Origin of the sequence: Streptomyces sp. NBC_01232, from assembly GCF_035989885.1 — a bacterium.
Classification (GTDB): Bacteria; Actinomycetota; Actinomycetes; order Streptomycetales; family Streptomycetaceae; genus Streptomyces.
In genome coordinates this window covers 283231-308691 of record NZ_CP108518.1, presented here as the reverse complement: position 1 = coordinate 308691, position 25461 = coordinate 283231, and the positions used below count along the sequence as shown (strand labels likewise).

The window sequence follows — 25461 nt, the reverse complement described above, 5'->3', positions numbered from 1 at the left end:
GGCGACGGCGACGACAGTTCCAGGCACGTGTCAGCCACTACAAACAACGCGGTCACACACCACCAGAAGCCAACAAACCATCACAGCAAACACCGTTGCAGTACTAGGATCCGTATTTGCGTGAGGCGTGCAGCAGCATCACGCCTTCGTTGCTGGCCGTCCCGCACTGTCCGCCCAGGCTCGGGTGAACCGCTCGTGCGCGGGTGCCGGGACCGCAGCGGGGGCTTCTGCCGGGGCGGCAGGTTTGGGGCGCGGGGCCTTCGCGGCGGTCAGCTCCTTGCGGACGGCGCGGTGATGATCGATGGACCAGGAGTTCCAGCGGCGGACGGTGCGGTCGGCCGGGCGGTCGAAAGCGTGCAGCTGGAGCTGGAGGGCGGCCGCGTCACGGCTGACACCGAGAGCCGCCGCCACCTCGTCCACCAGGTCCGGGACGCTGAACAGCGGGTTGGTCTCGTACTGGCCTGGCGGAACGGGGGTCGTGGCGGACCGGTCCGCCAGCCTGCGCAGAGCGGTGAGCAGATCAGCGGGCAGGTCCGTAAGCCCGCCGAGCAGGGCGCGGGCACCCTGCGCCGCAGGGTCTTCCACCGGGCGCTCGGCGAGAGCCCAGGCGACAGCGGTGGCGGCGGCCTGCATGCTGTCGGCCTCCAGAGGTTTCTCGAGGCGGCCGGTGAGCAGGGCCGTGGTCCAGGTCTCCGGGAGTCCGTGGTCTGCGGCGAGGGCAGCGGCATGGCTGCCGTCATCGGTGTACGGGGCGGCACCGAGCAGCCGGGTCCAGGCCGCGGCCATGCGTTCCGCGGCCGCGGTCATCCCGCCGGGGGCCCAGAGCTCCGCCGGGTCGCCGGGCACAGCGGCGGCGAGCACGGTGCGCCGGCCGGCTGGACCGAGCCGCCGCTGGAACTCGTCGTACGCGTAGAGGGTGTTCTGGTCGGCCTTGTACGGCTTGGAGCGGACCAGCTTGCGGTGTGCACCGTAGTCGTCGCTGCCGGCGAATCCATCGAGGACCAGGGCGGCGATCGGGCGCGGCACCCCGGTGCGCCAGCGGAACAGGTCCACGGCCTCTTCGGGCACCGGCCGCGGGCCTCGTTCGGCGAGCAGGGCCAGCAGGCGGGGGAGCCGGGTGGTGTCATCGGCGGCGACGGTGTGCGTGGCGCACTCTTCGGCATCGGCGGGCACCGGATCGGCTGCTCGCTGGAGGAAGAGGGCGAGGCCGCTGCGCTCCGGGCCGGAGGCCACGGCGAAACCGTCCGCGCGCAGTGCGGCGATCCGCTGCTCCGGGGCCCGGCCGGTCCGCCAGGCACTGCCAACCTCCGCGAACGGCTGCCGGCTCCATACGCCGAGCAGTGCCGCGAGCGCTTGTCGCTGCTCGTCGGGGGTGGCCGCGACGACGGTTCGCCAGGCCACGGCATGGATCCGGCCGGTCAGCACCGCCCATTCGGAGGGCGGCGCGGGCAGGGCGAGCACCCGCACCTCGTCGTCGATCTCACCGCGCAGGTACCGGCCGTCGGCGGCGACCGAGGTGAGGAGGGCGGGCTGTGGCTGCGGCTGCCGTTCCTCGTAGCCACGCAGCTGGGGCAGTAGGCCGTGGAGGGCCGGGACGAGCCGGTTGTCCGGCGCCGGGTCGGGCAGGTCGACGACCGGCCCGGCCCGCATGACGGCGACCCGGTGTGACAGCTCCCGGCAGCGGCGCAGTACGTCAGCGGCGAGCCGGACGGCGCGGTCGACGCCCTCCTGGACCCGCGGGTGGGTCACTCCCGGCAGGGCGCACCCGATGCCCTGGTGCAGCAGCTCGCGCACCGCACTGTCGGTGACCGTCCGCAGGACACGGGACGAGGGCTCGTCGCGCGGGGTGAGGAAGTGCCAGAAGGCAGGTGGCGGCACCGGCCCGGCCAGTTCGCCCAGGGTGGCCCGGCTTCGGGTCCTGTGGCGGCTGCCGGGGAAGCCCTGGACCTGCCAGAGCAACGAGTTGTCGCCGGCGGCATGGCAGCGGATGGTGGTCCCTCCGTTCAGGACGGCGTCCTCACCGCCGAGCGGCAGGGCAAGGATTCCCCATGGGCGACGGCCCCAGTTGTTGCTGCGGTAGGAGGCGGTGCGACCGTCGATGGACTCCAGCACGAACTCGCGGGGCGAGGGACCCGCGTACGGGGTGCGGTAGTCGACCCGGCAGCCGGTGAGTGTGCCGTCCTGACCGAGCGGGGAGGGCGGGGCGCCGGGCGGCAGTGCGGCGAGAATGCGGTGGTCGGGGAAGGGCTTCGTGCCGGGCGGGGACCGGTCGGGGTCGTGGAAGGCGGGCAGGGTGCGGTCGGCGGTGGGAAGGCCGGTGGCCGGGTCGATGCGGGTCCAGCCGCCGCGGTCTTCGCTGAACACCGTGGTGCTCCAGAGGGTGTGGCCGTCGTTCATCTGGTAGTCGCGGTGGCCGATGCCCTCACGTCCGCCGGCCCGCAGGACGCGCTCGCCGTCGAACCGGCCGCCCCCGTCCGAGGTTTCGAACTGGTAGCCGAGGCCACCCTGGATACTGCCGCCGTAGGGGCGCAGCCCGTACGTCTGCTCTGGTTCGAACGTTTCGCCGGGGTGGTCGGACCAGTAGGCGGTGTTGGAAGGGTTCTCCTTGTGCTCCTCGTTCCAGGCGACGAGGAACTGGCCGCCGACCCAGTGCACGGTGTGGCCGAGTGCGCCGTCGGGCAGTTCCATGGTGTGGTCTGCGCGCAGTCCGGCGTGGTCGACGGCGAGGGCGCGGGTCTCGCCGTACACGGTGAGCACCGGCCAGGTGCAGGTGACGTGCACGGTTTCGTCGGGCGGGAAGACAGCGAGGGCCTGGTCCAGGGCGGGCCAGCCCAGCTCCTCGGGGAGCCCGGCCCGCAGGGCGCGGGCCAGCGGGCCGGTGAGGTCGAGTGCCTCGAGGGCCTCCTCGATGCCGTCCAGGGCGATGGCGGTGGGCCGGTCGAGGAGTCCGCGCAGCTCGTCGACGGCCTCGTCGGCGGCGGCCAGTCCCCCGCCGCGCAGGGCGTCGAGCAGCTTCTCGACGCGGGCGTGCACCTCGACCGTGATGCCCGGATTGTGCGGGAGTCGACTGATGGCAGTGCCGCTGATCGCAGTGCCGCCACGGGTGCGGAGCCCGGCGTGAACGGTGCCTTCCAGCCGGGGGCCGAACACCGGGTCGGCGGCGAGTGCCTTGAGGTCGCGCTGGGAGTGCTCACCCCAGAACTCCAGGCTGATCGCGGCACCGGGGTCGTGGACGGGTACGCCCTCGGCGAGGCAGAGGTCGAGGAGGTCGGCGTCCAGATGCGGCCACCGGTAGCGGTCCTCGTGCAGCCGGACCGGGGTGCCGTGCGCGCGCAGCAGCGGGGCGAACCGGCCCACCAGGTCCAAGAGTTCCGTGGGCATGGGCTGGCGGGTCACCCCACCGCCGCCCACCGTGCGGTGCGAGTATCCGGCGGCGTATCGGCGCAGCCAGTCGCCGAGGCCGCCCTCCGGGGTGATCCGCCCGGCCGCGGCAGCGTCTGCGGCACCGCACGCGATGAGCAGCCGCAGCCAGGCCGCCGCGTCGTTCTTCGACTCGGGAAACAGGTCGAGGAGGGCGGTGGCCTGCTCGTCGGCGGGCGGGTGGTTGCCGAGCGGGCCGACGGCCGCGTTGAGAAGCCGGTCGGGTATGGCCTTGCCGCGGGCCGCGGCCAGCACCCCGCCCAGCACCCGGGCCTCCTCCTCGCTGCCGAGCCCGGCCGCACGGGCCGAGTCCCGGACCCGGCGGGCCAGATCGGCGGGAAGCTCGCCGGGGGACGCCGCCCAGGCGCTCAGCAGGCGGACGAACTCGTGGTGCGCGTCATCCGGTTCGAGGACACCGGCCAACCAGGCTGCCGCTCCGCTGAGTTCACTGGCGGGCAGGGCGCCGAAGCGGGCGAAGAGCAGCTGGTTCGCCCGCCGCCAGTCGGGATCGACCGGCAGAGCGTGGGTGCGCTCGGCGGCGCGCGCCTGCGAGTAGGCGCGGGCGGCGGAGCGGCGGTGCGTCTCCAGCATCCAATGGCCGATGGTGTCCCAGAACCAGGGCAGGTGGGCGGCCAGCAGGCCCCGGGCCAGGCGCTCCGCGTCGTCCACGAACCGGCCGGGCTTCTCCCAGGCCCGGTGCCGGCTGCTGTCCGCCCGTTCCAGCGTGTCGCGGGCGTCGGTTTCGACGCCTGGCCCCCGAGTACGTGCCCAGTCGGCGTACGTCTCGGAGATGCGGTGATTGGCTGGGAGTGGGACGGGAGTTCCGGTGTTGCTGGTCATACGTGTGATCTTGCCAGGCGGCTCTGACAGGGGGCGTTCACGAGTGAGGGGTCTGGCACAACTTCTGTTGAGTCCAGCCCGGCGGGCCGGCGACCCGTTCGACGCAGGCCGTTGACCCGGCGCTTCCCCCGCTCGACGGCGTCGATGCGCCGAGCGGACGCGCCGCACCACAGAAGTTGTGCCAGAACCCGAGTGAGCATGACCCGCAGCTCCGAAGGGGACTGAAGATCTTTCCCCAACTGCAGCATGATCGTTCCCCGGCCGTCCTTCTCATGTGGTTGATGCGAAGAGGGCGCCTCGGGCCGGATACTGTCTGGCCAGGGAGACGGTGACGTCGGAGCGCGTTCGAGGGGGAGTGTGTGGATCATCCGAGGGCTTTACCTCACGGCGAGCAATCCTGGACCTACCTGGACGACCACCTGTGGCATACGTGCGACATCCTCGCGGATCTAGTGAGTGGCAGGTTACAGAGGCGCCCACGTCTGGCTACTTACGCGCGGCTCGCTCCGAATGAGCGCGTCCTGGCGGTGGGGCCAGCTCAGCGGCTGACTTGGCGCGCCCGGGGGAACGGCAGCTACCAGCGCACGAACGTGGTTGCTGTCGGCCGTCCGTCATTTGTCATCGGCAGCATGCTGGGGTCTGCTCTCGGAAATGCTTCACGCCGCCGTGCAGCCGAAGCCGCTGCGCAGCCTCGCTGGGTCCTGGACGGGAGTGGGGAACTCACGGTTACTGATCAAGGCGCCTACTTCGGCCATCCGCACGCCCCTGTTTCCCTGTACTGGACTGGCGTGACGGACAGCATCGATCTGGTCGGGCCTGAGGACTTTCAGATCGCGCTCCGCACCCACCAGGGAGGCCAGTGCACTCTGCGGTTTCACACTCCGTGGGCCTCTCTACTCTTCGTCCTGGCCGCGCGAGCAAGTTTCACAGCTCATCCCCGACTGCTCCACCGTGGCTGGCTCCCGGCCGATTTCGAGAACCGGTGTGCTCGCATGGGCAGGCCCTGCCCACTCGTACCTCCGCTTGTACCGGATTCACTTGCCCGGTGAAGCTGCGGCGGCCACGCGATAGGGACGACGGGTCGATGCGGGGCAGGGGCGCACCGCGGGCCTCACCGCAGCGGCCGGGGCCACCGCCCAGGACAGCGACATCGCGGCGGGCGAACTCCTCAAAACACCCCTCGACCGCCCCGAGAGAGCCATCACGGTCGCCGACCTCACCGGCGTGGGCGCACTCGATGCCGCGCTCGCCTCAACCGTCCTCGACCAGCTCCTGCGCTGGCCACCGAAGCCGCACAAGCCCGGCTCCACCCACACCTCTCACACACCCGACCGGCAGGACCCTGCCATGGACGCCAGCCCCCACACCGAAACAGCACCTCCCCCCACCGCGCTGCTACAGCCCGCCACCCACACACAGGCCAACGCACCCCGCATCTGGTGGCTGCCGCACCACCCCGAGTCCGCCGGCACCGCACGCCGCATCGCCAGCGCCGTACTCCACACATGGAACGTCGACGACGACACCATCGACCAAGCACTCCTCGTCGTCTCCGAACTCGTCACCAACGCCCTCGAACACGCCCTGCCTCCCCTCGCCCTCCACCTGCACCAGGCCGAAGACGACGGCACCCTGCACATCGAAGTCGACGACGGCGGCCCCACCGACAACCACGGCACCTGGGCCACAAGCTGCGCACCGGAAGAACGCGGCCGGGGCGTGGCCATCATCACCCTGCTGGCAAGCGCCCACGGCACCCGCATCCTGGCGCACACAGTCACCTACTGGGCCATCCTCCCGGCAGCCAGGTGAAAGTACGGCGGGCTGCCGCACGCCGCCGGTAAGCAGGAACCAAGCGCTGACGCATTGACGCCTGGTCCAAGCCCCACGACGCTCACCTCCGCCGGAGGGGTGTCGGCGGGCAGGACGGAGATCGTGATCCATCCCGTGTCACCGCAGGGCGGGTGCAAGGTCACCGTGCGCGCCCTCGGCGTGGACGCGGACCTCGGCAGGGCGTTCACGCCCGGGGATGTGTCGGTGTTCTTGCGCCGGGCCGGGCTGGAGGATGCGGACCGGTCCGAGGACGGGCCGATCCGGTGGGAGGGCGGCGGCCCCGACGTGCGGACCGGCGATCGCGACGGGTGTTCCCAGGTTCGGTCAGTGACTTGCTGCGCTGCGAGCTGAGCAGCGGCCCATGGCCTGTGCAGGGATTACAGGGGGTTTGATCACCAGCGCCTACGGCGCCAGATCTCACCCCAACGCCGCTGGCCGGCAGGTGCGGATGGCGCTTGTGCTCCGAGCAGGGCGAGGACATCGGCGAGGTTGTTGCGCTCCAGAGGGTGTCGGGGTGGTCGGGCCACCGATGACCCTGCCTGGACTGCCAACCCCAGTGGCTACGTCCGCCAGGAGTACGCGATCTGGGCCGCCGGGAACACGCGGCCGTGACCGCCGGCAACATCCCGACCATCAGATGCGACTACACCGGCGAGACCGGGTCCGGAGACGGCTGCGACCGCGAGTGGTTCGCTCCCGTCCCGATGCCCCACCACCGGGCCCTCCGCGCCTGGCTGCGCGAATGCGGATAGCGCAGGCTGCGCGACGGCCGCGACCTCTGCCCCGACCACACCCACCGCCCCCCACCCCGACCGTCTCCCGGCCCCAGGGCCAGGAACCCGAGAACAAGGCGAGCACATGACCGGCACCGACACCCGCACCGCTCCGCCGCTGCGCCCTCATCAGAGCGAAGCCCTGGCCCGCGCAGTCGAGGAACTCACCCCCCGCTCCAGCGCCGAGCTCCCTGCCGTCGGCTTGCGGACCCAAGTCATCATGGCCACCGGCAGCGGCAAGACCCTCGTCGCCGTACGCGCCGCCGAACAGGTCGGCCGGGAGCGCGTCCTGGTCCTGGTCCCCTCCGGCCCGCCTCAGATACTCCCGCATGAGAATGCGGCGGGACATCACGCGCGCGAACACGCTGTCCCAGTCACCGACCCACTCCACTGTGCGGAGCCGGTTCAGCAACCCGATAATTCCTGCAAGGTATCGAGTGAACTCGCGTCACGGATCTCCGCATCGGGCTCCGACAATGCCGCCATTCTGAGAGCGTCCAGTGCGGCCGATCCGGCTCGACGCGCCTCGACGAACGCCAGCAGAAGGGGTACACCGGCGGCGAAGGCGATCTCTCCAGCCGCGGTGCGCGGCTCGTATCCCGCAGAACTGCCGTCCTTGCCCGCCCAGAGCCAGCCCACGGTGCCACCGCTCCGGCGAACCTCGATGTACTTGACCGGACCTTCGGTGAACGCCTCGTAGGACTGCTCCTGATAACCCTTCGGCAGCAGGTGCAGCATGCGCTGCCATCTGGCCGGTACGGCAAAGGTGCTCCACGGGTCTGTGTAGTCGGTGCCCTCTTCCGAGAGGTCTTCGAAGCCGGAAGCTGTGGGCCTGCCGTAGTAGGTGGGATCCCCAGGATCGACTTCGGCTCCCAACAGGTCGGAAACGGCACTCAACAGGGAAGCCAGCCGCGGCGCGTTCGCCGCGGCGACCTCGGGCTGGGGGCGTTCCCTCACGTCCAGGGTCATCCAGGCGTCGGAGTACGCCGCAAGCGACACGATGGTGTGCCCGCCGGGCCAGAGGAGCAGCCGCAACGCGAAGAGACGCTCAGAGCGATGCGCGCCGCCGTCGGCGTCCAGCCATTCGCCGGGCAGCACGCTCCACATGTGCAGGGTCGCGTTATGGTCGAACCAGGCCCGGCTCTCTTCCACCGCGCCCTCGAGGCGCCCGTTTCCCTCCCACTCGTACCGCGTGTCCCGCGGCGCCGCCAGCGTGACGACCTTGACTCCCCCGTGTCCCCAGCCATCGACGATACCGAGGAGGGAACCGAGAGAATGGACTCGGTCGAAGAGATGGAGCGCCTGGCGCGCACCCTGCTGTCCGGAGACGGCAATCGTCGTCTCCCAGAACCATTCGCCTACAGGGTCCGTGGTGATCACAACATGTCCTTTAAATCGGTCTTTGAGCCCGGGGGAAGACCAGCGTCCCGTCATCGAGCCGGATGACGAAGGTCACGTCCTTGCCGGCTTCGAAGCGACCGCGGCCGTTGTGGTGGATCTCCATCAGCCTCTCGACAGCGCCTTCCGCTGTCCACTTGGCGACGCTACCCTGCCCGTCGACGAGCATGATGCGGTGATCGCCCACTGAGTGAGTGAGCTGCCCGAGATTCTTGCCCCGGGTTATTTCGGAGACGAGGTCCAGTGGATTGTTGAGCCGCTTCATCTGATAGACGAAGGCATTGCCGTTATCATCCAGCAGGCGTACGTCGGCGTCCCCACCCGCATCGTTCTTGATCTCGAAATCGATTCGATCACCCGCGAACCCGCTCCGCGCCAAATCGTCGGCCGGTGCGGGTGTGGTCCGGGACCAGCACCCGCATTCGGTTGGCCAGCAGTCCGGCGAGCGCGGCGGCGGCGCCGGCCGGATCCCCCGCCCGCCCCTGCCAGTGGGCGAGGTCGTGTCGGGTGGTGAGGGTGTCGGGGTGGTCCGCGCCCAACCCCCGAACCCTGTCGGGCAACAACTCGGCGAGCGAGGCGGCGACACCATCCGCTTCCCCGGCCGGCTCTCCGGCTGATTCCGATTGGTGGAATGATTGTCTGTCAGAGAGGCGTGGTGGGGGGTGGGGTGCGTGACGGCTCGCGGCCGACTCGACCGGCGACGGTTACTGCGCAGGGGAACTACACGCATGCTGTTCGGTGCCGTTCTCTGATCCCGTTGGGTAGTTCGGGACGGGGACCGGGGAGGCGTGCGGCTGCCAGGTGAGAATCCAGCCGGCGGTGAGCGCCGCCGCGCCGCCCGCCAGAGTGATGGCGCCGCCGGTTCCGATGACTGCGGCCACCGAGCCGAAGCAAACCGGCCCGACGCCCTGCAGCGTCATGCCGCCGGAGCCGAGCAGACCGAAGGCCTGGCCCTGGCCATCCTGCGGCAGGGCGTCCAGGAACGGCCGTTGCAGGCCGAGACCGTAGGCGAATCCGAAGCCGCTGAGCAGCAGCAGACAGGACGAGACGCCCACTCCGGGCTCGGCAGCGAAGCCGACCAGCGGCAGTCCCATCAGCGCAATCAACGGGACTACCAGTCGCTCCCGGCTGGGTGGTAGTAGGAGTCGGCCCACCAGCAGGTCACCGACGAGCATGCCGACCGGCAGACAGCCCATCAGCACCGCGTACCAGCCGGGCGCGAAGTGGCGTCCTCCGGCGTAGGCGACGATCAGGCCTTCCGCGCCTGCAACGAACGCGGGCGGTAGCCACTGGGCCAGCATCAGTCGTCGCACCGTGCGTTTGCGCAGCAGCAGGCCGGTACCGTGCAGGCTTGCCCGGACGGCCCCGCCCTCGCCCCGAGCGCTGCCGGGTGTGCCGCCGAACTCTCCCGGCTGCAGCCGGGGTAGCCGGATGCGGATAGCAAGCGCGCAGCCGAGGTAAAGGGCGGCGCTGACCGCGAGCGCCCGGCGCGGGCCGAGTGCCGCGACGACCGCACCTCCCAGCGCCAGACCGAACAATTGCGCGCCGGAGGAGGCGATGTTGTTCAGTGAACGGCCCAGTACATAGGCGTCGCCCTCCAGCGACTGCGCGACCAGCCGACTCGACGCGCCGTGAAACACCGGTGTGGCAAGGGCGACCAGCGCCACGACACCGAGGCTTGCCGCGACCGGCATCCGCACCAGGGCGAGCAGCAGAGCGGTGGCGCACGTCAAGGCGTAGCCGCCGGTGATGAGCGCGCGGGGCGGCAGCCGGTCGGCCAGTGAGCCCAGCAGCAGCGAGCCGAACAGCTGCGGGATGAAGCCGATACCGAAGGCCAGTGCGCTCAGCAGCGCGGAGCCGGTGGTCGCGAAGACCAGCACCGAGAACGTGGTGATCCGCAGCGAGTCCGCGGTGATCGCGACGGTGCGGGTTGAGAAGAGCAGCCGGAATCGCGGCTCGGCCAGCACCTTCCGGTAGGTGGCACGGTGGTTGACCTGCGCGGGTTCGGCGGTTGGGGTCATGACGCCCAGCCTCGCCGTGCGCTCACGCCACTCACCAATGATTCGTCACTGGACGAATCGGAGCGGACGTTCCGGGGTAGCATGGCTGGGTGCTGCGCTTCGAAGTCTCCGTTGAGGACCTGCTGCGCAGCCGCTTCGCGCTGTCGCCCGCACTGGACCTCTGTTTGCTGCTGCGCTCGCTCGCCGGCCAAGGCCAGCCGCTGCCGCGAGCCTGGGCCGCCCGGCTCATGCCGGTCTTTGAACGGCTTCGCTGCGAGACCGAACTGGACGCCGCCCTCGCGCTGCAGGCCCCGCAAGGCGGACCGAACTTCGTCGCCCCGCCCCCGCGCGGCCTCAACCAGACCTGGGCTGACGACCTGTCCGTGATCCGGGCCACACCGCTGGAAGCGGCCCGCCACGAATTCGCCGCCACCGCGACCGGACCGTCCGCCCGTGATCCCCGCGTACGCGCTGTGCTGGACTCGGCGGACGCCGTCTCCAGGATCGCCGAGGCGATGGACCAGGCGTGGCACGAGCTGCTCGCCGCGGACTGGCCGCAACTGCGCGCGATCTGTGAACGCGATGTCGTGTACCGGGTGGGTGTGATCGGCGAACGCGGATGGGCCGCGACCATCGAGAGCCTGCACCCGGGCGTCGCCTGGCACGCTGGCGGTATCGAGATCGGCTTCTTCCGAGGCGGAACAGTCCGCCTCGCGGGCGACGGGCTCCTGCTGATCCCTTCGGTCTTCGTCGGGCATATCGCCGCCCACATGGAAGACCCCTGGCCCAGGACCTTGGTCTATCCTGCCCGCGGCACCGCCGCCCTGTGGGGCGAACAGGCGACCGTCCCCCAACCGGACGCGCTGACCGCTCTGGTCGGCCGGGCCCGAGCCCGGCTGCTGTTGGCGCTGGACGGCCCGGCGAGTACCAGCCACCTCGCCCGAAGCCTCGCCATGGCACCCGGCGCGGTAGGAGACCACCTCGCCATCCTGCGAGGCGCGGGACTGCTCGTCCGCGCCCGGTCCGGACGGTCGGTGCTCTACCGGCGCACCCCGCTCGGCGAGGCACTGGTCGCCGGTTCGGGCTGAGGGCTCAGATCAGTGGGGTGGCTGGTGCGTTCGGTGCGTGAGGTGTTCGACGAGTCGGAGGCGGCGGGTCTGCTGCGGGTGTCCGTCGCGGCGTGGCGGTGGGCGACGGGTTCGGGTCTGGTCCCGGTGGCGGACGCCGGCCGGGGGCGGTGGTCGAGTCCGTCGACTCCTTAGACGGTCCGTTCCGCGCTGCGGTGCCTGGTAGACGCGGGGGAGACGGCGGACCGGCTGACGGAGGCCTGGGGGTGCCGGTGCCGCCCATGCGGCCTCGGGTGACGGCGTCGGCCGTCGGGCATCTCGTGAAGGCTGGCCTGCCGGTACACCTCGGCGGCGAGGTCAGGTTCTCTGAGGTGCATCCGGAGCAGGCCGCGGCCCTGGCCCGCCGCCGGGACCTTCCTGCGCTCCTGGACCAGCACGTACCGCTCGGCCCGGACCAGGACGCCACCTGCCTCGGGGTCCGCAGGGCCGACTGGGACTGGTTCGTCCATCTCGGGTACGTCGCCTCGGTGGCCTCAGCAGAGGTCAACTACGGCCGCGCCCACGGCGGCCTGACCACCTTCCCGCTCCACAGCGCCCGCGACATCGCGCTCCTGGACGTCGTCCGGCCTCAGGTGGACTGGCGGGCGGTGAGGGAGACCCATGACGCTGCCCCGCCTGCATACCTTCGCCACGGGTTTGGAGAAAGACTGGGATGCCGTGCTCCAGGGCCTGAGCACGCGCTGGAACTCCGGCCCCGTGGAGGGCTGCGTCAATCACATCAAGATGATCAAGCGCCAGGTGTTCGGGCGGGCCAAGCTCCCCCTTCTCCGCAAGCGCGTACTTCTCACAGCAGCAGCAAACAGGTAACCCGGCAGACAGGACTGTCAGACCGCTGCGGCATGCTCGCCAGCATGAACGAAGACGCCTTCTGGCAGCTCATCGAGGACTGCAGGCCCACGGGACCCGACCCTGACGCCGAACTCCTTGCAGCCACAGTGACCGAACGCCTTGCCCAGTCCCCGTTGCCGCTGGTCATCGGCTTTGCCGAGCAACTGTCATGGGCGCTCTACCGGCTGGACCGCAAGGAGTACGGACACAACCTGTCCGATGACGCCTTCCTCTACACCCGTGCCGCGGTCGTCGCCGCCGGCCGCACCATCTTCGACAGCGCCCTCCAAGACCCTGCGGTCTTCACTCCTTACGCCATCGACCTCATCTGGGCCGAGCGCCTGCTCTACACACCGGACCGGGCATACAAGCGCATCACTGGGGAGGAGTGGGACCGCGACACGCGCTACTCCTACGAGTCGTGCTCGAACACCGAGGGCTGGGCTGATTGAACGGCATGTTCTGCGGATGGTGACGAGTCTCAGGGCCATTGATCGTTTTCACGGAATGTGTGCCAGAACCGGAAGTCGTGAACAAAGCCACCTCCCATTCCTGTGGCTTGCTATCGGTGTCGGCTGGTAGCGGGCGCTGCACCGGAGCATCGGTGCGGATGATGTTCGCGAGGACCAGGGCGTCGCCCGGGTCCGACTTCTTGCGGCTGACTCCGTGGCGGTCGCGGCAGCGGGAGGCAGCCATGGGGTTGACCGGACAGACCTTCCGGGGCACCTGCCGCAGCGTGGCAACCAGCAGGCCGCGGCTGGTCTCGATGGCCACCGGGATCGGCGTCTCCGCAGTGTCGCCGTGCTCGGCCAGCAGGTCCATGGCTCGAGGTCTCACTCGACGTGGAGTGGACCAGGGAGGGCCTTCTCAATGTCTGGTCAGCCATCAGCCTGGCCTGCTGGTGCGAGGTGGACCATAACGCTCACTACGCGACCCCGTAGAACGGACTGTCGTCGGAGCGACTTCGTTGGCTGACGCTTTCGAGACCGTGACAGGTCGGTTCATCTCGTGGCTCGCCGGGCCACGGGACCCTGAGTTCTGGAGAGCCCACGCGAGCCTCCCTCCTCGGAAGCAGAGATGAGGAGTGGGCGACTGCGGTGCGGCGACGAAGAGCGGGCTCGCTTGGGGTATCGCTGGCTCAATCATCGCCATTGTCTGTGTCCTCGTGCTCACCCTCGGTTGAGTCCGGCCCTTCAGGGCTTAGGCTCGGGAAAACCGTTGGCTGTCGGTGTTCCCTGCTGGAACGATCCTGGGATGACCGACCACCGTGACGCCGTCCTCCGCCTGTGGGGTCGCCAGCTCTACGAGCGTCAGGGCGAGCCACTCGCCTGGGCGGAGGCGGTGCTGGAGGCCACCGGTCGCCCGCAGACCGCCGTCACCGCGGCAATGTCCGGCCGGCTCGACGCCCTCGCTGATTCCCCATCGGACCGCGCATGGCTGCTGTTCCGTACGGTCGCCAAGCTGGCCGCGAACCTGCGGGGCGACGGCCGCTACGACGCGGACGTCGGCACCCGAATCGGCCCACTGGCCCTGTGGTTGGGCGAGCTCGAACCACCGCTCGCCGGCCCGCTCGGGGACGCACTCGGCCACCCGCCGGACGGTCCGACATCCCTCGTCACCGTCCACGCCTCCGAGTTGAGCGGGAACCGTACGATCCGGCTGCGGGCGATCGACGCCCTGCTGGAGTGGGTCGAGCTCGGCCAGCCGCAGGCCCGGGCGGCCCTGTCCGAGGTCGCCTCCGACCACCGGACGCAGGATGTCACCGTCTGGACCAAGGCACTCAACCGGATCGCCCTGTTCGGCGACGCGAGCGTCGAACCGGGCCTCCTGCGCGCGCTCGCCGACACCGGGCACCGCGGGGTGCGGTGGTCGGCGCTCGCCTGTGCCGAACTCGGCTTCCGCCGGGCCGTTCCGCTGATCACCGCCCTGCTGGAGCATCCCGATCCGATGGTTCGCGAGGGTGCCTGCGAGGCACTCGGCCTCCTTGAGGAACACGCCGCCGTGCCCGCGCTGGCAGCCCGGCTGAACGACGAGACCAACTGGGTACGCAGCAGAGCCGCCCTGTCACTCGGCCAAATCGGCGGCGACCGGGCACTCGCTGCGCTCTGGCAGGCCATGATCGAACGCCGGAACCCGAAGGCCAGCCATCTCGCCTCAGCGATCGCCACCTTCGGCCCGCCGGTGGTGGACGACCTGATCGCCCTCACCACCGATCCCGACCCGGACCTCCGAGCACTGGCCTGCCGCGCTCTCGGCCCCACCGCCGACGACCGGGCCCTGCCAGCACTGGAACGCCTCGCCGCCCACGACCTCGCCAGAACCACCCTCGGCGGCCTCGTGGCAACCGCCGCCAAGCAGGGACTGCGCACCGCGCACCGCATTCGCGCGCGCACCGCATCGACCTGAGCTCGACGCTCGTCTCGACTGACGTCCACCGTGTGGAGATGCGTCAGCTCTTTTGATTGAGGGCGCGGGTCAGGTCGCGGTTGGCTGCTCGGGCGGCTTCAAGTTCGGCGTGACGCTCCTCAAGCGCGCGTCAGCTCAACGTTGCTCTGTTCGAGCCTGGTGATCCGACTGTTCAGCTCGGCGACGTCGGCGGGTGGCCCGAGGCCGGAGGCCCGCCAGATCTCTTCGCCGAGCGCCTTCGACAGGCGTTCTTCGAGCTGCTGGACGCGGGCGGCCAAGCGGGCGCTGCGAGCACCTGCGTTGGCGAGATCGGCTTGAAGCGATGCCGAAGTGGCGGTTGGCCCAGTCCCGGACGGCGTGGCCGGTTCGTGCGCCGCGGTGTGGAGCGCGTCGAGGAGGTCGCGATGGCGGTACAGGAAGGTGCGGTCGACACGGGCGGTGCGGGCGATGGCTGAGGCGGTCAGTGGGCTTCCCTCCCGCTGTGCGGTGGTGATCGCGCTCGTCACGCGGGTACGGCGGCGTTCGGTGTCGGCCTGGCGGCCGTCGTTCATGGGTGTGGTCACGACGGGTGCGTCCTTGGGGGTCGGACGTCGGGCAGGGGCTGGCCGACGCGGGGCATGCCGAGGTGGACGGTGCGCGAGCGGCGCACGAGGGTGACGGCCTGTTCGATCTGCGCGCGGTCCTCGGCGGTGAGCTGGTCGAGGTCGGAGCTGACGCGGTCGATGAGCCGACGGACCCGGCTGATCTCCTCCTGCGAGGGCATGGCCTGGGTACGTGCCCATTCGTCGGCTTCGAACGCGGACATCAGGCGTTCCCGGCTTCGCAGCCGGTCGGCGAGGTGGGCTTGGAGGTCGGGGAGGGTGGACGGCATTCTTGTTCCGCCGCCGGGGCAGGTCGTCGTAGACCCAGATCTTCATCGCTTCCCGCAGCGGCTTCTGGGTGATCGCGGTGAACGGGACCACGCCGTTGTGTCCGAACACGGACATGTCCCAGATGTCCTTGACCCGCTCGGTCTCCGGCGTGGTGTTCAGGCGGGCGAGCGCCAGGTTGGCGGCGCGGATCATCATGACCTGCTCGCGGCTGTACCCGGCGGCCTCGGGATCGGCCACTTCTTCCAGACGGGTCACCTGCTGGGCACGCAGCCGGTCGTAGAGCGGGCGCAGGCACTCGGGCCGCAGCTTGAACCCGTTGTCGATCCGCGACGACAGCGCGTACAGGGCTTCGGCGACCAGCCCGTCCGGCAGACCCCGCAGGCTCACCTCCCGGGTAGAGCAGACCGCTCTCTCGGTCCGCCGCCACAGCCCTTCGTCGAAACCGGTCTGCTCGCGGACCGTGCGCAGGCGCTGGGTATGGGCCTTGCAGTACGGATACTTGCCGCTGACCCGGTCGAGGTAGCAGGCGGCGACCAGGCAGGGCCCGAGCCCGGCGAGGCCGACCACCTTGGGGTGGGCCAGGAACTCCTCGATCCCGATACCGGCCAGAGCCTGGGAGCGCTGGAGGCGGTGGGTCGCGCACAGCTTCGCGGCGGCGTTGTCCCGGGGCCGCTCACACCGGGCAACTGCGCAGGGCAGCTGCCCACCGCCCATGGTCGAGGTCTTCGGGATCCGGAGGAACTCCTCCAACGGCACATCGGTCCTGCCCCACCGCTCGATGCACCCCCGGCACATCGGCCAGGTGGCCACCGTGATCGCCAGCGGACAGTTCGGCACCGGGCAGTCCGGCAGACCGATCACCGGATGCACCCGGGGAAAGGTGATCACTCGCCGCTCCCAATCCCAGTCCAACAGCGCGAGGAACTCCGGATCGAGAGCCCTGCGGACCTCCTCCAGCCGTGCGTCCGCGGCCAGCGCCCCGGCCTCCGGCCTGATGCCCGCGACCGCGGCGGTCACTGGTCCCCCTCCCGTGCCCCGAGGGCGCGCGGAGTGGGTACCCGTTCGACCGCTGCCCGCATCCTCCCCGGATCCGGGAACCGGTACGGACCCGACGAGTCAACGCTCCGCTGCCCCAGCAACGCCTGAACCTCGTCTGGTGAACCACCCGCGTCCGCGACGTTCGACCCGAACGCCCGCCGCGCCATGTGCGGACCTACCTTCCGTGCCAGCCCCGCCCGCATTCCCAGCCGGCCGAACAGCTCGCCGATCGCCTCCGGCGCCCCCAGCGGTGCCCGAAACAGGTTCACCAGGAGGAAGTCGCTGCCCCCGGGACCGAGCAGCCGGTGGCGTTCCTCGTAGTACAGGTCGAACGCGGACACTGTCAGGAAGTCCAGCGGCGCCACCCACGCGTGCCGGGACTTCGACCAGGCCCCGTTCGAGTTCTCCCGCCTCCGTACGTGCAGGTGCGCCTCCGGGTAGTCGCAGCCCAGCGCCCGCGAGTCCGGCAGCAGATGAATGGCGCTTCGGCGCAGCCCGGCTGCCTGCCCGCGCCGCAGGCCCACCCGTCCGAGCAGCAGCACGACCAGGCAGTCCCGCGCGTTGCGGCATGCGGTGAACATCGCCACCAGCTCGGTGTCGGCCGCCCGGTCGACGTCGGTGGCCGGCTCCCTCAGCTGGTGCACGGGGCGCAGCCGGTAGAACAGGCCACCGTCCTCGCCCGTCGCCTCCGCCGGCAGGTCTCTGCTGTCGGCGAGCTCGTAGATCTGGCCCAGCACCCCGCGCTGCGCTTCGCCTGCGGACACCGCGTACGACAGCAGCCCCCCGCACGGCCACCGGGACCCGGTTGATCCGCCGCTCGCACCGCACCGGCAGCGACCCCGGGCCGGGGCGCACCACCGCCGCGACCCCGTCCCGGGGCGCCGGGGTGTACTTCAGCCATCCCATGAACAGGCCCAGATCCCGGCCCGCGTCCGGCCACGCCCGGCCCGTCGCCCCGCACCAGCACAGATACAGCGCGGCGCCGCCGGCGTACGCCTTCGTCGTCAGCTCGGCCCGGTCCCGGCCGAACCGAAGGTTCCGCAGCCAGTGATCGGCCACGGGGACGAGCTCCAGATCGTCATCAAGGACCGTCCAGTACTTCTGCCCGGACGGCATCACCACGGGAAACGCCCGCATCAGCAACTCCTGCATCGAGTCGTCCAACAATCCGCCGCAGAGCCACACCCCCCGAGAACGAATCCCAGGAGCTCAACGAACCCACCTCACCCCGCGTCACACCACAGCTGATCCACCCCGAGAGAAAGCGAGTTCGCTCCGACGCCGTAGCGGCAACAAGGCTGCCGACTTCCCTGCACCAAGTCACGGGGGATCGGCGACTGTCCAGGAGACGGCCCTGGCCCAACCGCTCCACGCGAGCCCGGCGACGGCACACACCGCCAGGGCCAGGGCGATCCCGACCGGCGCCCAGGTCTCCTGCCCGCCGGCGTCGACGCGCATCCCGTTCTCCGCCATGACCGTGGTCCGTACGCCCTGGCGGCTCAACTCCGCCTCGACGGCGGCCTGGACACGGGACCCGTAGTGGTGGTCCTTGCCGCGATCACGGGTTGCCGATCGGTGCCCCTATTTGAATCAAATCTGATCGAACGTTTTTGCTAAGGTCAAACATGTTGATCATCTGTCGACCCGGAACTCAGGGGAGGGAGGCACCGTGGGAAACGCAGATCTCTCGGTGGAGGCCGAGCGGCTCAAGGGTCTCGCCCGCGACCTCGACTCGATGCAGGAAGTTCTGACGAAACAACTGCTGCGCATGGACGAGATCGTGGACGCCATCGAGGCGCGGTGGCGGGGGCCGGCGGCCGAGGCGTACCGCGCCCGGCATCGCGCGGCAGCGGAGGACGCCGTAAGGATCAGGGGGACCATGAAGCTGCTCGCTGAGGCGATGCGCCTCAGCGAGGGCGGGTTCACGGCGCAGGAGCTCGAAGTCCTGCAGCAGTTCAGACGGGTACAGGCAGGGGCTGACGTGTCAGGGGAGGCGGACGTCCTCTCCACACCGAACCTCGCACCGGTCGCCGCGCCACGCAGCCGCATAGCCAACCTGTGAGCAGATAACACCGGCTCGACCAGCCATCAAGGACACGAGGGGGAACCGTGCCGTCTGGTGACGAGGGGATATCAGTCGACTTCGCGACGCAGCAGAAGCTCGCGGGCGACCTTGAGGCCATCCTCAAGACACTCAACGAGCAGCTGGACGTGCTCTACGAACGGGCCGAGAAGGTCGTGTTGACCTGGGACGGCGAAGCCAGGCAGTCGTTCATCGACCAACTCGACCGATGGGACCGGTCGGCGCAGGACCTGGTCGCGACCCAGGCCTGGCTCCACGACATCGTCGTCAATGGACACCACAGCTACGCGAACGCCCACAAGGCTGTGCTGCGCGGATGGGGAGCGGCCTGATGGCAGGGACTGCTCCGCCCCCGCCAAACCAGAACGGCGGCTTCGACGTCCAGCCGGTGCACGTCTACCACGCCTCGGAGCTGGTGAAGGATGCGCAGTTCGCCCACGCCGACCGGGCATCCGCGCTCGTCGACGCGCTGAACAAGTACAACCAGTCCGCCGGCAGAGGCTGGGGCGCCCACAACTTCGCGGTTGCCTACATGATCGTGACGGAGAAGTTCCTGGAGGCCTGGGGCAGGAGCGTGGTCAGCGTCGGCGGCGCCGCCGTGGGCCTGACCGTCACCGCCAACCACTATGTGCTGGCCGACTGGGAGGCGAGTGGTCGCAAGGGTACGCAGCCGAGGAGCGCCCCGGAGCCCGTCGTCATCGACAAGCCGCCTCGGTACGGCCCCGTCAACAGCATCAAGTGGTCGGGCACCGGAGAGGACGCCGACTCTTGGTGGATCTCCGGGATCCTCGGCGAGTTCCCCGACTGGCTCGCCCTCATCGTCGGGCCCTCGTTCCAGCATCTTCTGCGCCTCGGGAAGGCACACGAGATCACTCCTGGCTTCAAGCAGGAGGATGGCCGGAACATGGCAAAGTCCTGGCGCCTCATCGCGGGCGAAACCACGAAGGCTTCCGACGAGTTCACCGATGCGATCTCCACCATCACCGACACGCGCGGCAATAGTGAATGGCAGCGCGCGATGCGCGCGTTCGGACAGAGTGTCTGGGGCTCGACCGAGTGGGGCAGGGCCCTCGACGAGAACCGCAACAGGGCGGAGACCGGCCGTAGCTGGCGGACCAATCGGGATCTGCCGCCCGCCGGCCGGCGTCCCATCGTCGACGTGCTGAAGAAGACGGCGGACGCGCTTCAGGAGACCCTCGACCACCTCGCCCAGGTCATGGACACCACCAGGGCGACGACCGAGCGTTGCGGCAAAGAGGCCGCCAGGGCCACGGCCAAGGACTTCACGGGCGGCTTGGGCTTGGGGGACGTCACCAAGCTCGGGGTCGGTGCGATCGTCGGCGAAGTCATGCTCTCATTCCGGTCTCACATGGACCAAGCGACCGTGGACGCAGCCGTCGACAATTATCACCATGAGTTCGACGCAGCGGCGGACAAGCTGATTGCGCTCGTACCGGAATTGGAAGAGGCGATCCTCAGCGCCCCGACGTACCAGTCCGAAATCGCGCGCGCCCAGGGGTTCGGTGCGCGGTCGCTCAACGAGTTCAAGCAGGAGCACAGCTGGCAGCGCGGTGGCTCGAGCCCCAGCCTGTTCATGTACTCGTTCGACCTGGCGACGAACGAGGACCTCGGGGGCGGGCACACCCTGGAGAAGCACGTCGGCAAGACCGATGAGCAGCTGATGCAAAGGCACCGGGACCAAACCAAGCCGTCCGGGAAGCTCGAGCTCATGTCGGCGTCGAGCTTCGCCGACTTTGAGTCCGCCCAGAAATACACTCAGTACAACATCCGCCACAACACCGCGGAAATCCAGGAATGGCTGAAGAATCCTCCCCCGGCCAAACGTGCACTGTCCATCGTCGTGCCATCGATACCGTTGGAAGGCCCGCTCACCGGAGACGCAGTGACCGGACGGACCTCTCGGGGTGTGAACAACGTGCCGATGCCCGTTGAGGATGCCAAAGGTGTGCGAACGCGCCTTCAGTACGACCCGAACCTGAATCCGCCTTTCGTCGTCCACACATCGTCACCTGAGTAGTGGAGTGAATGATGACTGAACTCACCGCGGAGGCGTGGGCAGACGCGCTCGAGCTCTACCAATACAGCTATACCTCCGTATCCGTTGTCCGCCGGGAGCACGAGGAGTGGTGGCTCGACGCCGCCGCGATCATGCGCGGTCAGACTTCCGACCCACGCGGATGGCGATCGCTCGATCCGGACGAGGACGAGGACGAACGACGGGACGATCCGCTGTTCCCCTTCGCCGAGGCCCCGACCACACCCGAAGACGTGGTCCGCTTCCGGCAGCGAGTGACCGAGCTTCCCCGGAGCTCGGTCCAGTCGCTGGTCGTCCTGCTCGGCATTCCCGGCCTGGAGGTGGCCAAGGCGGCTGATTTCGGACGTGACCGGCCCGAAATGGAACGCCGAGCGCGTCTGATCCTCTCGCGCTTCCTCCACGGCACACGCTTCTACTCCAATGTGGGGTGGAAGACCGAAAACCCGGACTTTTACGAGCAGCCCGTCCGCCTGACGGATCCGTTCAGCCGCTACGGCTGGGATGCCGGTCTGATTGCCGTCAACGACGCCGAAGTCGCGATGATCTGGTACTTCGACCCCACCTGATCAGATCCACCGAACTGGGAATCCATGCTGACGCGAACCGCCACCTACCCCGACCGGGAAACCGCCCAATGGGCCACCCAGGAGGTCATCACCCGTAACGAGCAGGCCGTCCACCGCTGGCTCGCCCAGGGCACCCGCCTCCGGATCACCCTCGAAGCGGCCTGGCCTTCCCGTCCCGATCCGGTCGGCCGTGTCCTGCTCCAGGCCATGGCCTTCGCCGGGCGCGGGCCTGTGGACGTACGGGCCGCGCGGGTGGTGCTCCGGCGCGAGCCCGGCGCACCTCACGGCTTCGTCGTACACACCACCGTCCCGATCTACCTGTAGAGGCCACACCCGATGTCCATGAAGCCCATCGACTTCGACCGCCGCTACGGCGAGCTGGACCAGGTGATCAGCGCCTACCTCGGCCAGCCCGCCGCCGACGAACCCGACCGGCCCAGCCTCGCCCTCCGGGCCTACGTGCGGCACACCTGGCACACCCGCCCCTGGGCTCTGTCCGTCGCGGAGCAGCAACTGCGCGCTTACGCCAACAACCCGCCCGGTCGGCTGCGTCAGCGGCTCGGCGAGTTCTACCCGGTCCCGGACATCGGCCTATCAGACTCCGAGATCCAGGCATGGCTCGTCCAGCTTGCCGACCACATCCAGCAGAGCATCGAGAGCGGAGAGGTTCCTCGCCCATCGGAGCTGCCCGAGACCCGTTGGGAATGGCATGCGCGTTTCCCCGAACTCGGACAGTTCCTCGGCGGCTGGTTCTCGCAGGACATGCCGGACGAGTTCACCGACCACGAGGCGGCCGTCCGCGACTACGCCGACTCGACAGACCGCACTCTCGTGGCCCGCGTCGTCGGCGAGATCCGCGAGCTGCTCGCACTCGGACTGGACGAGGCCGACCACGCACTCGCCGTGGCAGAACTGGGAATGGAGCTCGAACCGCCGGGAGACCACTCGGCGGGCAGCTGGCTCAGTGCCGTCGCCGATGAGCTGAGCGCCTTCCGGCCCAACCACGTGTAGCCGGCCACTGCCAGTGGCGACGGCGGTCCCGTCAGGCCCGAGAACGGCGTACCGGGGTATGGACTCCCGCTCGACGACCGAGCCAAGGCGAGGTACTTCGCCCCCACCTTCGATCAGCTGGCGGTGTAAATCCTGTAACACGCACTTCCTGGGTGCGCCGGACACGGCAGGCCGTGACCGGCGATAGTGCAGTTAACGTGGCACCGGGCGCAGGGGCCGGTCTGGCTGGGTGCCCAGGTGGCGACCTGCGGGCGGGGCGTGGCGGTGGTCTGCTCGCTCATGCTGCACCCTCCCTTTCTGCCGATGCGGAGGTGCGGGCGGCGCGCCGCAGCTCGACGCTGCCGGTCCGCCAGGCGGTGGGGGTAGCCCAGTGGGGGTGGGTGCACAGGGCTCCGGAGAGGGTGATCAGCCGACGCCGCAGCATGGTTGTACCGGCCCCGGCGGAGGCCTGCGCGAGCTCGGCGTAGGTCTGCTGCCACGCCTTCTGGAGCGTGATCAGGTCCTCGGGGAAGCGGAACGGTGGTCTCACACTCCCAGTGAAACATGTGTTCGATTTTCTCGGCGAGTGCCGCGCCCCCTGTCGGGGTCAGTCGGGTGTGTGGTGGGTGTCGAGGACGAGGAGCCATTCGTCGTCGTGGGTTTCGACGGTGAGGTCGGCGGCGCGGAGGGTGGCGGCAAGGGCGAGGGTGAAGGCGTGCCGCAGGCCGGGGAGGTCTGCCCGGACGGGACGGGTCCGTCGTGGTCCGCGTCGGCGGGCGGCGGGGTGGGTGATCTGGGTGGGCATCCAGCCGACCATGACGCCGCGTGCGTGGTGGATGAGGTGGACGCCTTCGCCACCGGTGGCGATCTCCTCGAACCCGGCCGCGGTCAGCACTGCGCGGACCCGCAGGTAGAGGTCGTCCTCGTGATCGTTCATGGACGGGAACTGTAGGGCTGCGCCGGCCGCACGGCGGATCACGTCGTGCGGCCGGCCGGGTGGTTCAGGTGTGGATGCGGCTGTTGGTGCCGTCGTGGTGGTCGGCGGTCTCGTCGTCGAACCAGTAGTCGCCGGCGGCGAGGTAGCGGAACGAGTGGCTGCTGTTGGCGGGCAGGGCCACGTTCGCGGTGCGGGTCCCGTCGCCTCGGGGTTCGAGGGGGTGGGCTGCGGGGTTCCAGTGGTTGAAGTCCCCGACCACACTGACCGGACCCTCGGGGCTGTCCTCGGGCAGGACGAAGGTGACCTGGGTCTTGCCCTTGAGCTGCTTGCGTTCCAGCACAGGTGATCTCCATTCGTAGAAGGTCCAGGGGTTCGTGCATCCTCGTCCCCGCCCGCGCGGTGGCGGGCCTGCCGGGCGGCGTGCCGTGTGCGCGTCACCCGGCCGGAAGCCGCCGCAGACGGGAATCGGAGCGGCTGCGGCGGGAGAGGGAACGACGGGCTGAGAAGGGCCCGTGTTCGTAGCGGGGCCCGGCCGGGGTGGCGTCAACCGGCCGGGCCCCGCCGTGCGTGGACCCTCTCATCGCCCTGTCACCGTGCCACGGCCGACCGTGGGCCGCCCGGTGTGCGATCCGTGTGGGGGACTCCGGCCGGGTGCCGCCCCCCGGTCAGCTGCCGGTGATCGGGAAGAGTGCGTCGGCGCCGGCCATCTCGACGTGGCCCGAGCCCTCCCCGACCCCCAGGTCGGTGACCTCCTGGAAGCCATCTCCAGCTGACCCCTGCCACGCGGCCGCCCCACCCCTCCGGAAGACCGGCAGGTTGCTTGTTCGGAAGACCACGGTCAGCAGCAGGACTGCCAAGACGAGTGCACGACAGGCCGGACGGCCTTCCCGTCCCGCCCATCCGGGGCCCACACGTGAGGAAGGGGCCGGGACCTCCGGCAGAGAGGCGGACCCCATGCCGGACGCCGACTCGGGGGAACGCTTGAATCCTCACCAGCTCAAGGGGTACGGGAACTTCGGCACCCGGCCCGCGTCCGGCGACGACCGCTGAACGGCCTCCGGGATGGGAACGGCCGGTAGCAGGAGTGGGCAGCCGGTGTCCTGGCCGAGGGAGATGGGGCAGCCCCGGTGGGGTTTGCAGCCGGTGATCGGGAGCAGGAGAGCGGTCACGACCAATCCGGTACAGCAACGAGGAGGTCCCCGATGTCGGGCACGGAGAAGAGCAAGGCCCACGCCGAGCAGGCCAAGGGCAAGGTCAAGGAGACCGTCGGGCGGGCCGTCGGCAACGAGCGAATGACCGCCGAGGGCGAAGCCGAGCAGGCAAAGGGCAACGCCCGTCACGCCAAGGAAGACGTCAAGGACGCCTTCCGCCACTGACCGCGGCCGCGCGTACCTGACGCAGCGGCTGGGCCCCGACCTCTTCCCCCTAGGTCGGGGCCCAGCCGCGTCTGCCGCATGTCGAATGCCCGGGAGGACGCCGACGCCGGTACTGAGCGAGGACCCGGCCTCCCACGGTCATCGCTTCGGGGCTTCCTCCTTGAAGTGGCCTTCTTGGCGGCTGTCTTCTTCGCGGCGGGCGTGGTGCCGGTGCCGGCCTTCGCGGGCGGGGCTGTCTAGAGCGTGTAACAGCGCCGGAGCGCGACGTACTCGGGGTAGTGGTCGCGGTAGGCCTGGGTGAAGGTGAGGGCGGGGCACAGGCCAGCGCGTCGGCGCATGTCGACGGCGTCCTCGGGGAGGATGTAACGGGCCTTCTGGCAGTCGCCGAGCTTGGCCGTGAACGCCTTGAGGTAGGCCGTGTGGTCACGAAAGCCCAGCTCCTGCACCGGGCGGACGTTGTCGCAGGAGCCGAGAATCCGGTGATGTAGCGGGCCTCGCCGAGCTCGACGTACGGCAGTCGCGGCACCCGGCGGCCGGTACGGTCCTCGGTAGAAGATCGGGTCCACGGTGTCCAGGTCCACGAACCCGCTGACCTCGATCGTCCTCGACCGGCCCGGCGCGATCTCGTCGAGCTCCTTCGGCTCGACGAGCACGTACTCCTCGCCGGTGTCGAAGCCCTTGACGATCTCCTCCAGCTCCATCTCCTTGCCGGTGCGCTCGTTCACCCGCCGGTTGCGGATCCGGTCGGAGGTGCCGCGCTGCAGCTGGTGGAAGTGGATCGTGTGGATGTCGGTCGCGGTGTAGAGCGAGACCGGCAGCGAGACGAGTCCGAAGGAGAGGATCCCGGTCCAGACGGGTCTGGCCATCGTTGATCACCACCTTGACCTGCGGTGCCGTCCTGCTGGGCGCCTTCCCGCA

General features: G+C 69.7%; 26 protein-coding genes and 2 pseudogenes. 14 read left to right on the top strand and 14 right to left on the bottom strand.

What is annotated here, in order from left to right; genetic code table 11:
- Positions 1–138: 138 nt before the first annotated feature.
- Positions 139–4260: a hypothetical protein gene (locus OG444_RS01510; RefSeq protein WP_327260319.1), complete on the bottom strand. Its 4122-nt coding sequence runs from the start codon at positions 4258–4260 to the stop codon at positions 139–141.
- A gap of 1224 nt (positions 4261–5484) precedes the next feature.
- Here OG444_RS01510 and OG444_RS01505 point away from each other — a divergent pair.
- The 3 genes and pseudogenes from OG444_RS01505 to OG444_RS01495 all read left to right on the top strand — a co-directional run.
- Complete coding sequence (locus OG444_RS01505) at positions 5485–6072, top strand: ATP-binding protein (RefSeq protein ID WP_327260318.1); 588 nt, start codon at positions 5485–5487, stop codon at positions 6070–6072.
- A gap of 629 nt (positions 6073–6701) precedes the next feature.
- Complete coding sequence (locus OG444_RS01500) at positions 6702–6845, top strand: hypothetical protein (RefSeq protein ID WP_327260317.1); 144 nt, start codon at positions 6702–6704, stop codon at positions 6843–6845.
- 106 nt (positions 6846–6951) lie between these two features.
- A pseudogene (locus OG444_RS01495) lies at positions 6952–7161 on the top strand (DEAD/DEAH box helicase family protein); the annotation flags it as partial.
- 110 nt (positions 7162–7271) lie between these two features.
- On the opposite strand, the gene OG444_RS01490 reads toward OG444_RS01495, so the two are convergent.
- The 4 genes from OG444_RS01490 to OG444_RS01475 all read right to left on the bottom strand — a co-directional run bounded on the left by OG444_RS01490 (position 7272) and on the right by OG444_RS01475 (position 10285).
- Positions 7272–8246 carry a hypothetical protein gene (locus tag OG444_RS01490; RefSeq protein WP_327267071.1) on the bottom strand — a complete coding sequence of 325 codons (975 nt, stop codon included), beginning with the start codon at positions 8244–8246 and terminating at the stop codon, positions 7272–7274.
- A gap of 10 nt (positions 8247–8256) precedes the next feature.
- A complete protein-coding gene (locus OG444_RS01485) occupies positions 8257–8643 on the bottom strand; it encodes a hypothetical protein (protein WP_327260315.1) in 387 nt (128 codons plus the stop codon).
- A complete protein-coding gene (locus OG444_RS01480) occupies positions 8618–8803 on the bottom strand; it encodes a hypothetical protein (protein WP_327260314.1) in 186 nt (61 codons plus the stop codon). Before OG444_RS01480 ends, OG444_RS01485 begins: the two co-directional genes overlap by 26 nt.
- A gap of 165 nt (positions 8804–8968) precedes the next feature.
- Positions 8969–10285, bottom strand: coding sequence for an MFS transporter (locus OG444_RS01475; RefSeq protein ID WP_327260313.1), 1317 nt, complete (start codon positions 10283–10285; stop codon positions 8969–8971).
- Positions 10286–10374: 89 nt separating this feature from the next.
- Here OG444_RS01475 and OG444_RS01470 point away from each other — a divergent pair, with 89 nt between their 5' ends.
- The 3 genes from OG444_RS01470 to OG444_RS01460 all read left to right on the top strand — a co-directional run bounded on the left by OG444_RS01470 (position 10375) and on the right by OG444_RS01460 (position 12671).
- Entirely contained in the window at positions 10375–11352 is a 978-nt protein-coding gene (locus OG444_RS01470; RefSeq protein WP_327260312.1) for an ArsR/SmtB family transcription factor, read from the top strand.
- A 639-nt stretch (positions 11353–11991) separates the two neighbouring features.
- The gene (locus OG444_RS01465) at positions 11992–12198 is read left to right on the top strand and encodes a transposase (RefSeq protein ID WP_327260310.1); all 207 of its coding nucleotides are present in this window, start codon (positions 11992–11994) and stop codon (positions 12196–12198) included.
- A gap of 44 nt (positions 12199–12242) precedes the next feature.
- On the top strand, positions 12243–12671 hold the full coding sequence (locus OG444_RS01460; RefSeq protein WP_327260309.1) for a DUF4240 domain-containing protein: 429 nt from the start codon (positions 12243–12245) through the stop codon (positions 12669–12671).
- Between the two features lie 112 nt (positions 12672–12783).
- On the opposite strand, the pseudogene OG444_RS01455 reads toward OG444_RS01460, so the two are convergent.
- Positions 12784–13047, bottom strand: a pseudogene (locus tag OG444_RS01455) (IS110 family transposase); the annotation flags it as partial.
- A gap of 426 nt (positions 13048–13473) precedes the next feature.
- On the opposite strand from OG444_RS01455, the gene OG444_RS01450 reads away from it, so the two are divergent.
- Positions 13474–14625 carry a HEAT repeat domain-containing protein gene (locus tag OG444_RS01450; protein ID WP_327260308.1) on the top strand — a complete coding sequence of 384 codons (1152 nt, stop codon included), beginning with the start codon at positions 13474–13476 and terminating at the stop codon, positions 14623–14625.
- 119 nt (positions 14626–14744) lie between these two features.
- Here the strand turns inward: OG444_RS01450 and OG444_RS01445 are convergent, their stop codons facing one another.
- From OG444_RS01445 to OG444_RS01435, 3 genes are all read right to left on the bottom strand, one after another.
- Positions 14745–16514 carry a hypothetical protein gene (locus tag OG444_RS01445; RefSeq protein WP_327260307.1) on the bottom strand — a complete coding sequence of 590 codons (1770 nt, stop codon included), beginning with the start codon at positions 16512–16514 and terminating at the stop codon, positions 14745–14747.
- Complete coding sequence (locus tag OG444_RS01440; RefSeq protein ID WP_327260306.1) at positions 16511–17299, bottom strand: tyrosine-type recombinase/integrase; 789 nt, start codon at positions 17297–17299, stop codon at positions 16511–16513. The genes OG444_RS01445 and OG444_RS01440 overlap by 4 nt, the downstream gene beginning before the upstream one ends.
- Before the next feature lie 556 nt (positions 17300–17855).
- A complete protein-coding gene (locus tag OG444_RS01435) occupies positions 17856–18008 on the bottom strand; it encodes a hypothetical protein (protein ID WP_327260305.1) in 153 nt (50 codons plus the stop codon).
- A 196-nt stretch (positions 18009–18204) separates the two neighbouring features.
- On the opposite strand from OG444_RS01435, the gene OG444_RS01430 reads away from it, so the two are divergent.
- From OG444_RS01430 to OG444_RS01405, 6 genes are read left to right on the top strand one after another with little or no spacing between them, the layout of a single operon-like run.
- Entirely contained in the window at positions 18205–18597 is a 393-nt protein-coding gene (locus OG444_RS01430) for a WXG100 family type VII secretion target (protein WP_327260303.1), read from the top strand.
- Between the two features lie 47 nt (positions 18598–18644).
- Positions 18645–18950 carry a WXG100 family type VII secretion target gene (locus OG444_RS01425; RefSeq protein WP_327260302.1) on the top strand — a complete coding sequence of 102 codons (306 nt, stop codon included), beginning with the start codon at positions 18645–18647 and terminating at the stop codon, positions 18948–18950.
- Complete coding sequence (locus tag OG444_RS01420) at positions 18950–20656, top strand: RNase A-like domain-containing protein (protein ID WP_327260301.1); 1707 nt, start codon at positions 18950–18952, stop codon at positions 20654–20656. Before OG444_RS01425 ends, OG444_RS01420 begins: the two co-directional genes overlap by 1 nt.
- A gap of 11 nt (positions 20657–20667) precedes the next feature.
- Entirely contained in the window at positions 20668–21240 is a 573-nt protein-coding gene (locus tag OG444_RS01415; protein WP_327260300.1) for a hypothetical protein, read from the top strand.
- Between the two features lie 24 nt (positions 21241–21264).
- Positions 21265–21564 carry an RNase A-like domain-containing protein gene (locus OG444_RS01410; protein ID WP_327260299.1) on the top strand — a complete coding sequence of 100 codons (300 nt, stop codon included), beginning with the start codon at positions 21265–21267 and terminating at the stop codon, positions 21562–21564.
- Between the two features lie 12 nt (positions 21565–21576).
- Positions 21577–22251 carry a contact-dependent growth inhibition system immunity protein gene (locus OG444_RS01405; RefSeq protein ID WP_327260298.1) on the top strand — a complete coding sequence of 225 codons (675 nt, stop codon included), beginning with the start codon at positions 21577–21579 and terminating at the stop codon, positions 22249–22251.
- Between the two features lie 277 nt (positions 22252–22528).
- Here the strand turns inward: OG444_RS01405 and OG444_RS01400 are convergent, their stop codons facing one another.
- From OG444_RS01400 to OG444_RS01385, 4 genes are all read right to left on the bottom strand, one after another.
- Positions 22529–22780, bottom strand: coding sequence for a hypothetical protein (locus OG444_RS01400; protein WP_327260297.1), 252 nt, complete (start codon positions 22778–22780; stop codon positions 22529–22531).
- A gap of 57 nt (positions 22781–22837) precedes the next feature.
- On the bottom strand, positions 22838–23167 hold the full coding sequence (locus OG444_RS01395) for a hypothetical protein (protein WP_327260296.1): 330 nt from the start codon (positions 23165–23167) through the stop codon (positions 22838–22840).
- 64 nt (positions 23168–23231) lie between these two features.
- Positions 23232–23507 (bottom strand): isoamylase early set domain-containing protein, encoded by a 276-nt coding sequence (locus tag OG444_RS01390; protein ID WP_327260295.1) that lies wholly within the window; start codon positions 23505–23507, stop codon positions 23232–23234.
- A 325-nt stretch (positions 23508–23832) separates the two neighbouring features.
- Positions 23833–24024 (bottom strand): hypothetical protein, encoded by a 192-nt coding sequence (locus OG444_RS01385; protein ID WP_327260294.1) that lies wholly within the window; start codon positions 24022–24024, stop codon positions 23833–23835.
- A gap of 345 nt (positions 24025–24369) precedes the next feature.
- Here OG444_RS01385 and OG444_RS01380 point away from each other — a divergent pair, with 345 nt between their 5' ends.
- Positions 24370–24543 (top strand): CsbD family protein, encoded by a 174-nt coding sequence (locus OG444_RS01380; protein ID WP_327260293.1) that lies wholly within the window; start codon positions 24370–24372, stop codon positions 24541–24543.
- Between the two features lie 236 nt (positions 24544–24779).
- Here OG444_RS01380 and OG444_RS40705 read toward each other — a convergent pair whose 3' ends face one another.
- On the bottom strand, positions 24780–25409 hold the full coding sequence (locus OG444_RS40705; RefSeq protein ID WP_442810443.1) for a Ku protein: 630 nt from the start codon (positions 25407–25409) through the stop codon (positions 24780–24782).
- Positions 25410–25461: the final 52 nt, after the last annotated feature.

What these genes read in the sequence shown, in the direction of transcription:
- OG444_RS01510 (WP_327260319.1), bottom strand. Translation starts at nt 4,260, where the DNA reads ATGACCAGCAACACCGGAACTCCCGTCCCACTCCCAGCCAATCACCGC.
- OG444_RS01475 (WP_327260313.1), bottom strand. Translation starts at nt 10,285, where the DNA reads ATGACCCCAACCGCCGAACCCGCGCAGGTCAACCACCGTGCCACCTAC.
- OG444_RS01465 (WP_327260310.1), top strand. Translation starts at nt 11,992, where the DNA reads ATGACGCTGCCCCGCCTGCATACCTTCGCCACGGGTTTGGAGAAAGAC.
- OG444_RS01460 (WP_327260309.1), top strand. Translation starts at nt 12,243, where the DNA reads ATGAACGAAGACGCCTTCTGGCAGCTCATCGAGGACTGCAGGCCCACG.
- OG444_RS01450 (WP_327260308.1), top strand. Translation starts at nt 13,474, where the DNA reads ATGACCGACCACCGTGACGCCGTCCTCCGCCTGTGGGGTCGCCAGCTC.
- OG444_RS01435 (WP_327260305.1), bottom strand. Translation starts at nt 18,008, where the DNA reads ATGGCGGAGAACGGGATGCGCGTCGACGCCGGCGGGCAGGAGACCTGG.
- OG444_RS01420 (WP_327260301.1), top strand. Translation starts at nt 18,950, where the DNA reads ATGGCAGGGACTGCTCCGCCCCCGCCAAACCAGAACGGCGGCTTCGAC.
- OG444_RS01415 (WP_327260300.1), top strand. Translation starts at nt 20,668, where the DNA reads ATGACTGAACTCACCGCGGAGGCGTGGGCAGACGCGCTCGAGCTCTAC.
- OG444_RS01410 (WP_327260299.1), top strand. Translation starts at nt 21,265, where the DNA reads ATGCTGACGCGAACCGCCACCTACCCCGACCGGGAAACCGCCCAATGG.
- OG444_RS01405 (WP_327260298.1), top strand. Translation starts at nt 21,577, where the DNA reads ATGTCCATGAAGCCCATCGACTTCGACCGCCGCTACGGCGAGCTGGAC.
- OG444_RS01395 (WP_327260296.1), bottom strand. Translation starts at nt 23,167, where the DNA reads ATGAACGATCACGAGGACGACCTCTACCTGCGGGTCCGCGCAGTGCTG.
- OG444_RS01380 (WP_327260293.1), top strand. Translation starts at nt 24,370, where the DNA reads ATGTCGGGCACGGAGAAGAGCAAGGCCCACGCCGAGCAGGCCAAGGGC.
- OG444_RS40705 (WP_442810443.1), bottom strand. Translation starts at nt 25,409, where the DNA reads ATGGCCAGACCCGTCTGGACCGGGATCCTCTCCTTCGGACTCGTCTCG.